This is a genomic window from Amaricoccus solimangrovi (assembly GCF_006385685.1).
Classification (GTDB): domain Bacteria; phylum Pseudomonadota; class Alphaproteobacteria; order Rhodobacterales; family Rhodobacteraceae; genus Amaricoccus; species Amaricoccus solimangrovi.
In genome coordinates, this window is record NZ_VFRP01000018.1 from 87,520 (window position 1) to 94,753 (window position 7,234).

General features: G+C 70.4%; 6 protein-coding genes. All 6 read left to right on the top strand.

The window, feature by feature from the left end; genetic code table 11:
• The 6 genes from FJM51_RS16325 (at window position 1) to FJM51_RS16350 (ending at window position 7,019) form a co-directional block, all read left to right on the top strand.
• A complete protein-coding gene (locus FJM51_RS16325; protein ID WP_233713157.1) occupies window positions 1-900 on the top strand; it encodes a carbohydrate ABC transporter permease in 900 nt (299 codons plus the stop codon).
• Window positions 900-2,009, top strand: coding sequence for an ABC transporter ATP-binding protein (locus FJM51_RS16330; RefSeq protein ID WP_140455209.1), 1,110 nt, complete (start codon window positions 900-902; stop codon window positions 2,007-2,009). The genes FJM51_RS16325 and FJM51_RS16330 overlap by 1 nt, the downstream gene beginning before the upstream one ends.
• A gap of 16 nt (window positions 2,010-2,025) precedes the next feature.
• Window positions 2,026-3,288, top strand: coding sequence for an ABC transporter substrate-binding protein (locus FJM51_RS16335; RefSeq protein ID WP_140455210.1), 1,263 nt, complete (start codon window positions 2,026-2,028; stop codon window positions 3,286-3,288).
• A 59-nt stretch (window positions 3,289-3,347) separates the two neighbouring features.
• A complete protein-coding gene (pglA, locus tag FJM51_RS16340) occupies window positions 3,348-4,898 on the top strand; it encodes a polygalacturonase PglA (RefSeq protein ID WP_140455211.1) in 1,551 nt (516 codons plus the stop codon).
• Window positions 4,895-6,004, top strand: a complete 1,110-nt coding sequence (locus FJM51_RS16345; RefSeq protein ID WP_140455212.1) for a glycoside hydrolase family 88/105 protein — start codon at window positions 4,895-4,897, stop codon at window positions 6,002-6,004. Before pglA ends, FJM51_RS16345 begins: the two co-directional genes overlap by 4 nt.
• A 109-nt stretch (window positions 6,005-6,113) precedes the next feature.
• Window positions 6,114-7,019 carry a hypothetical protein gene (locus FJM51_RS16350; protein ID WP_140455213.1) on the top strand — a complete coding sequence of 302 codons (906 nt, stop codon included), beginning with the start codon at window positions 6,114-6,116 and terminating at the stop codon, window positions 7,017-7,019.
• The last annotated feature ends 215 nt before the right edge of the window (window positions 7,020-7,234 follow it).

The window sequence follows — 7,234 nt, forward strand, 5'->3', positions numbered from 1 at the left end:
ATGGACATCCACGCCGACATGGACATGGACGGCTTCAACGAGGCCCGGGCCGCGCGCCGCGCCCGCCTCCGCGCCCTCTCCGCCGCCCTGCGCTACCTCATGCTCTTCACGGTCGGGCTCGTGATGCTCTACCCGCTGATCTGGCTCGTGGGCGCGAGCTTCAAGACCAACGCCGAGATCTTCTCAGGCGCGGGCTTCATCCCGAGGCACCCGACGCTCGACGGCTACATCGAGGGCTGGCGGACCTCGACGCCCTATACTTTCGGGCGGTTCTTCTGGAATTCGTTCCTCATCATCCTGCCGAAGGTCATCGGCACGGCGATTTCCTGCACCATGGCCGCCTACGCCTTCGCGCGGTTCGACTTCCCGCTCAAGAAGGTGCTCTTCACCAGCGTGATCGCGATCCTGCTGCTCCCGAACGTGGTGACGCGGATCCCGCAATACATGCTCTTCCGCGACCTCGGCTGGCTCGACAGCTTCCTGCCGCTCTGGGTGCCCTCGGCCTTCGCGGGCGACGCCTTCTTCGTCTTCATGCTGGTGCAGTTCCTGCGCTCGCTCCCCGCCGACATGGAGGAAGCCGCGCGGGTCGACGGGGCGAATTCGCTCCAGACGCTCGTCTATATCGTCGTGCCCATGCTGGCGCCCGCGCTGATCTCGGTCTGCCTGTTCCAGTTCATGTGGACGATGAACGACTTCCTCGGCCCGCTGATCTATCTCAGCTCGGTCGAGAAATATCCGGTGAGCCTCGCGCTCAAGCTTTCAATCGACACGACCGAGGCCTTCGAATGGAACCGCATCCTCGCGATGTCGGTGCTGACCATCACCCCCGCGCTCGTCATCTTCTTCGCGGCGCAGCGGTATTTCATCGAAGGCATCTCGGCGGGAGGGGTCAAGGGCTGATGGCACGCGTTCAACTCAGGAATCTCGAAAAGGTCTATGGCGGGACGGTGAAGGCCGTGCACGGGATCGACCTCGACATCGCGGACGGCGAGTTCATGGTCTTCGTCGGACCCTCGGGCTGCGCGAAATCGACCACGCTGCGCATGGTCGCGGGGCTCGAGGAGATCACCGGCGGCGAGGTGCTGATCGGCGGGCAGCGGGTGAACGACCTCGCCCCCGGCAAGCGCTCGATCGCGATGGTGTTCCAGAACTACGCGCTCTATCCGCACATGAAGGTGCGCGGGAACCTCGCCTTCGGGCTCAAGATCGCCGGCAGGAAGAAGCCCGAGATCGAGGCGGCGATCGCCGAGGTGGCGCGCATCCTCGAGATCGAGCCGCTGCTCGACCGGCTGCCGAAGCAGCTCTCGGGCGGGCAGGCGCAGCGCGTGGCGCTCGGCCGCGCGCTCATCAAGAAGCCCGGCGTCTTCCTCTTCGACGAACCCTTGTCGAACCTCGACGCGAAGCTTCGCGCCTCGATGCGGGTGCGGATCACCGAACTGCACCGGCGGCTGAAGGCCGAGGGCCTGTCCTCGACGGTGATCTACGTCACCCACGACCAGACCGAGGCGATGACGATGGGCGACCGGATCTGCGTGATGCAGGCGGGCCGGATCATGCAGGTGGCGACGCCGAAGGAACTCTACGAGCACCCGGCGAACCTCTTCGTCGCCGGCTTCATCGGCAGCCCCGAGATGAACCTGCTCGACGGGCGGATCGAGGGCGGCGATTTCGTGATCGGCGGCCAGCGGACTCCGCTCGGCCCCAAGGTCACGGACCGGCTCTCCGACCTCCCCGCCGAGGCGGTGCTCGGCATCCGGCCGCAGCATCTCGGCCTCGCCCAGAGCGGCCTCGCCGCGCGGCTCACCAATGCCGAGTTCATGGGCCACGAGGTCTATCTGCACGCCGATCTCGAGGGCCGCCCGATCGTCGCCGTGGTGGGCGCGGCGCAATACGAGGCGCTCGGCCGGGCCGAACGGATCCACCTGCGGCCGGAGCCCGAGCATATCCACGTCTTCGACAAGTCCGGCGGCGGCAATGTCTCGCTGCGCCCGAGCCGCCTCGCGGCATAAGAAAAGGGAGGAAACCATGAAGATCACCGCGTCAGCCGCGCTCCTCGCCGGCGCCGCCATCGCCACGCTCGGGCTGGGACCGGCCCGCGCCGACGAGCTCCGCATGTCCTGGTGGGGCGGCGACAGCCGCCATGTCGCAACGCAGGCCGCGCTCAAGGCCTGCGGCGACAAGCACGGCCATACGGTGAAGGGCGAATTCACCGGCTTCGACGGCTATCTCGAGAAGCTCACCACCCAGATGGCGGGCGGCACCGAGGCCGACATCGTCCAGGTGAACTGGCCCTGGCTGCCGCTCTTTTCGCGCGACGGCACCGGCTTCGCCGACCTGCGCCAGCTTCCCGGCATCGACCTCGGCCAGTGGAGCGACGCCGATCTCGACGCGGGCTCGATGAAGGGCGTGCTGCAGGGCATCCCGGTCTCGAACACCGGCCGCGTCTTCTTCTTCAACACCACGACCTTCGAGCGCGCCGGCGTTCCGGTCCCGACCAGCTGGGACGAACTGCTCGCCGCGACGCCCAAGGTGAAGGCCGCGCTCGGCGACGACTATTACACCTTCAACGCGGTCAAGGAGACGGCGCAGCTTCTGGTGACGCTCTTCGTGACGCAGAAGACCGGCAAGGGTCTGGTCGATCCCGAAACCAACCAGGTTGCCTGGACGCCGGAGGAACTGGCGGAGGGGATCGATTTCCTCGGCAAGCTGGTCGAGACCGGCGCGATCAAGTCGCAGAAGCAGGAGGCCTCGGAGGGCAACGTCAACCTCTTCGAGAAGCCGCAATGGGCCGAGGGCGAGATCGCCGGCTCCTACGAGTGGGATTCGACCTGGTCCAAATACGCCGATCCGCTCAAGGAGGGGCAAAAGCTCGAGCCCGTCCCGATGCTGACGGTCGAGGGCGCGGTGACCGACGGCGCCTATCGCAAGCCCTCGATGGTGTTCTCGATCTCGAAGAACTCGAAGCATCAGGAGGCGGCGGCGCGGATCGTGAACTGCCTGCTGAACGAGCCCGAGGGGATCGACGCGCTCGGCGATTCGCGCGGGCTTCCGGCCTCGAAGGTCGCGGCGGCGCGGCTCGAGGGCAGGATCGACCCGGAGATCGTCAAGGCCAATGCCATCGTGATGGCGGCGAGCGGCCCGGTCATCTCGCCCTTCAACGAGCATACCGAGGTGCGCGGCAACTTCATCGACACGCTCGAGGAATACGCCTACGGCCAGATCGACGCGATGGACGCCGCCGAGCAGATCATCGACGGCACCAACGACGTTCTCGCCGAATACGAGTAACCCCGCGACGGGTCCGGCGGTCCCGTCCGCCGGATCCGTCGCTTCGCGAAGGCGAGCCCATGATCCGTCCCGTCCTGCTCGCGGCCACGCCTCGCGCGGCCGCCATCCGGCTGCCTGTGCCCGGCGCGCTCTACCACCTGCCCGAACCGCGCGACTGGCGCCTCGTTCCGGACCGCGGCCCCGCGGTGGCGGGCCGGGCGGAGACCGCGGTGCTGATGCTCGACGCGCTCAGCCCCGCCACCGCCTGGCGGCTCGAGGTGGCCGGGCTCGCGCCGCTCGATTTCGCGACGCCCGCCTGTCCCGGCGCGCGGGAGCCCGAAAGGCTCGTGGCGGCGGCGCATGACGACGCGGGGGCCGCCGCCCGCAACGCCGCGGCGATCGCGGCGGCGATCGGGGCGCTGCCCCCAGGCGGCACGCTGATCCTGCCGCCCGGCGACTGGGTGGCGGGGCCGGTCGCGCTCCGGAGCGACATGATCCTGCGCCTCTCGCCCGGCGCCACGCTCCGCGCGCCATCGCGCCGCGAGGGCTGGCCGATCCTGCCCGCGCGCGACGCCTCGGGCGCGATGCTCGGAAGCTGGGAGGGGCTGCCCGCCGCCTGTTTCGCCGCGCCGGTCCATGCGATCGGCGCGGAACGGCTCACCATCGAGGGGCCGGGTGTGCTCGACGGCTCGGGCGCGAAAGGCGACTGGTGGAACTGGCCCAAGGAGACCCGCGACGGCGCCCGCCGCCCGCGCGGCCTGCACCTGATCGGCTGCCGCGACGTTACCCTCCTCGGCTTCACGATCCGCGAAGCGCCGAGCTGGACCATCCACCCCCAGAACTGCGACCGCCTCGCCGCCTATGGCCTCCGGATCGAGGCCCCCGATGACAGCCCGAATACCGACGGGTTCGACCCCGAGATGTGCCGCGACGTGACGCTCGAGGGCCTGCGCTTCTCGGTCGGCGACGACTGCGTCGCGATCAAGGCCGGCAAGCGGGGCGACGAGGGCGAGGACGACCACCTCGCCGAGACCCGCCGCGTCGCGATCCGCCACTGCCTGATGGAGCGCGGCCACGGCGGCGTGGTGATCGGCTCGGAAATGTCCGGCGGCGTCCACGAGGTGACGGTCGAGGATTGCGAGATGGTCGGCACAGACCGCGGGCTGCGGCTCAAGACCCGGCGGGGCAGGGGAGGGCGCGTCACCGCCGTCGCGATGCGCCGGGTCCGGATGGAGGGGGTCGAGACCGCGCTCTCCGCCAACGCCCATTATTTCTGCGACCATGACGGCCACGCCCCCTGGGTGCAGAGCCGCGACCCCGCGCCGGTGAGCGAACTCACGCCCGAGATCGACGGGATCAGCGTCGAGGAGGTCGAGATCCACGGCCTCCGCCACGCCGCCGGCTGTTTCCTCGGCCTGCCCGAGGCGCCGATCCGGGGCATCCGCGTCAGCGGGGTGCGCGTCCATTCGCTCGACCCCGACGCCCGCCCGGCGCCGCCGGTCATGGCCGACCACATCCGGCCGCTCCGCCACGCGATGATCCTGGCCGAGTCGGCCGAGATCACCTGCGACAGGGCCGAGCTCATCGCCGCCGAGACCATCACGCTTCACGAGGAAGAGCCCGCGAAATGACCCTTTTCTCCTATTTCGACCGTTTCGCCGCCTCCTACGCGCCCTACAAGGGCGGCGCCTGGTGCTACGAGGACGGCTGCGTCTACCGCGGCCTCGCCCTCCTCGCCGAGGCGACCGGCGATCCCCGCTGGTCGGCCCATCTCGCCCGGCTCGCGGACGCGCAGATCGGGCCGGCGGGCGAACTCGCCGGCTACGACCCCGAGGATTTCAACATCGACAACATCCTCGCCGGCCGCGTGCTCTTTCCCCTCGCGGAGGCGACGGGGGATCCGCGCTATCTCGCCGCCGCCGACCGGCTCGCCGCGCAGCTCGACCGCCACCCCCGGATCGCCTCGGGCAACTACTGGCACAAGAAGCGCTATCCCCGGCAGCTCTGGCTCGACGGGCTCTACATGGGCCTGCCGTTCCAGATCGAATACGCCCACGCCAAGGGCGATCCCGCCCGCGCCTGCGACGCGCTGGCGCAGTTCGCGACCGCGCTGGCGCTCACCGAGACGGCGGGCGGGCTGCATGTCCACGGCTATGACGAGAGCCGGACGGAGCGCTGGTCCGATCCCGTCACCGGCCGCTCGCCCGCCGTCTGGGCGCGGGCGATGGGCTGGCTCGCCATGGCGCTCGTCGACGCGCTGACGCTGCTGCCGGAGGACGCGGCGACGCGCCCGCTCCGCGCCCGGACCCGCGCGATCCTCGCCGCGACCGGCGCGCGGCAGGCGGCCTCCGGCCTCTGGCCGCAGGTGCTCGACGCGCCGGATCTGCCGGGCAATTACGAGGAGAGCTCGGCCAGCGCGATGTTCGCCTATGCCTTCCTGCGCGCCGCCCGGCTCGGGCTCGCGACCGGGGCCGGGGCCGAGGATCTGCGCCGCCGGGGCCTGCGGGCGCTCGACGCGCTGGCGCGGACCCGGCTGGTACCGGATGAGGGCGTCTCGCGGCTGACCGGCATCTGCCATGTAGCCGGGCTCGGCGCGCTCTCGGGTCCCTATCGCGACGGGACGCCCGGCTACTACCTGAGCGAGGCGGTGGTGGCCGATGATGCGAAGGGGGTCGGCCCGCTGATGATGGCGGCGGCGGAAGCCGAATGGATCCCGGCGGAGGTCGTCCCCGGCTGATCCGCCGCGCTCGACGGCACGCCGGGGTTGTGCCGCGCGGCGCGAGCCGCCACTATCCCGGGCAGGGGCTGGAAGACTCCATCCCGAAGGTGAGGGAGGGAACACCGCGATGAGGCATGCGAGACCGATCCGCGCCGCGGTGATCGGCCTGGCGCTCGGCGCCTCGCCCGCCCTTGCCCAGCCGGCCCCGGCCCCCGGCTGGAGCCCCGCCTTCGACGCCGAGACCATCTATCGCGGCGCGCGCGACATGGACGGCGGCGGCGCCTTCTCCGTCAGCCGGAACATCGTCGGCCTCGGCGTCTCGCGCTCGCTCGGCGGGCGCGACTCGATCGGCCTCGCCCTGAGCGCCGGCCTGTCCGAATACGATTTCGACGACACGGCCGATCCCTGGAGCGGGATCCGCGAGTACAACCTGTCGCTCCCGATCATCGTCGGCCTCTCCCGCGCGACCGTCGTCATGGTGCCGAGCCTGCGTTACGCGGGCGAGAGCGGCGTCGACCTCGACGAGGGCGAGACCGCCGGCGTGATCCTCGGGGCAAGCTGGCGCTTCGGCGAGAGCTTCAGCGCCGGCCCCGGGCTCGGCGTATTCACGCGGCTCGCGCCGGAGGACGGCTACGAGGTATTCCCGTTCCTGCTCGTCGACTGGCGCGTCACCGAGCGGCTGAGCATCGGCAACGGCCAGGGTTTCGGCGCGTCCCGGGGGCCGGGGATCGGCCTGAACTACAGGCTCCGCGACGATCTCTCGACCGGCCTCTTCGTCCGCTTCGACAGCACCGAATTCAGGCTCGACGACGAGGGCCCGGCGCCGGGCGGCATCGGCGAGGACAAGGTGACGTCGGTGGTCGCGACCGCCGCCTACCGCCCGGGGGAGGGGGTCGATCTCACCGGCTTCCTCGGCATGGAGATCGGCGGGCGGCTCACGCTGAAGGACAGCGGTGGCGATACCATCGACCGGCGCGACTACGACCCCGCGCCGATCCTCGGCGCGAAGCTCTCCCTCAGCTTCGGCTCCTAGCCGCGACCAGCGGCGGAGGGGGCTCCACGCGGGGCGGCCTGTCGTCCGGATACAGCGATTCCGACGCGATCGTACAGGACCGACTCGGGGCCTTTCGGGCATGACGGCGCATCGTTCGCAACGGAGGCCCGGCCCATGACGCATTTTTCCTTCGCCCAGGTCGTCAGGGGCGCGCTGACGGGCCAGAAGAACTGGACGCCGCAATGGCCGGACGC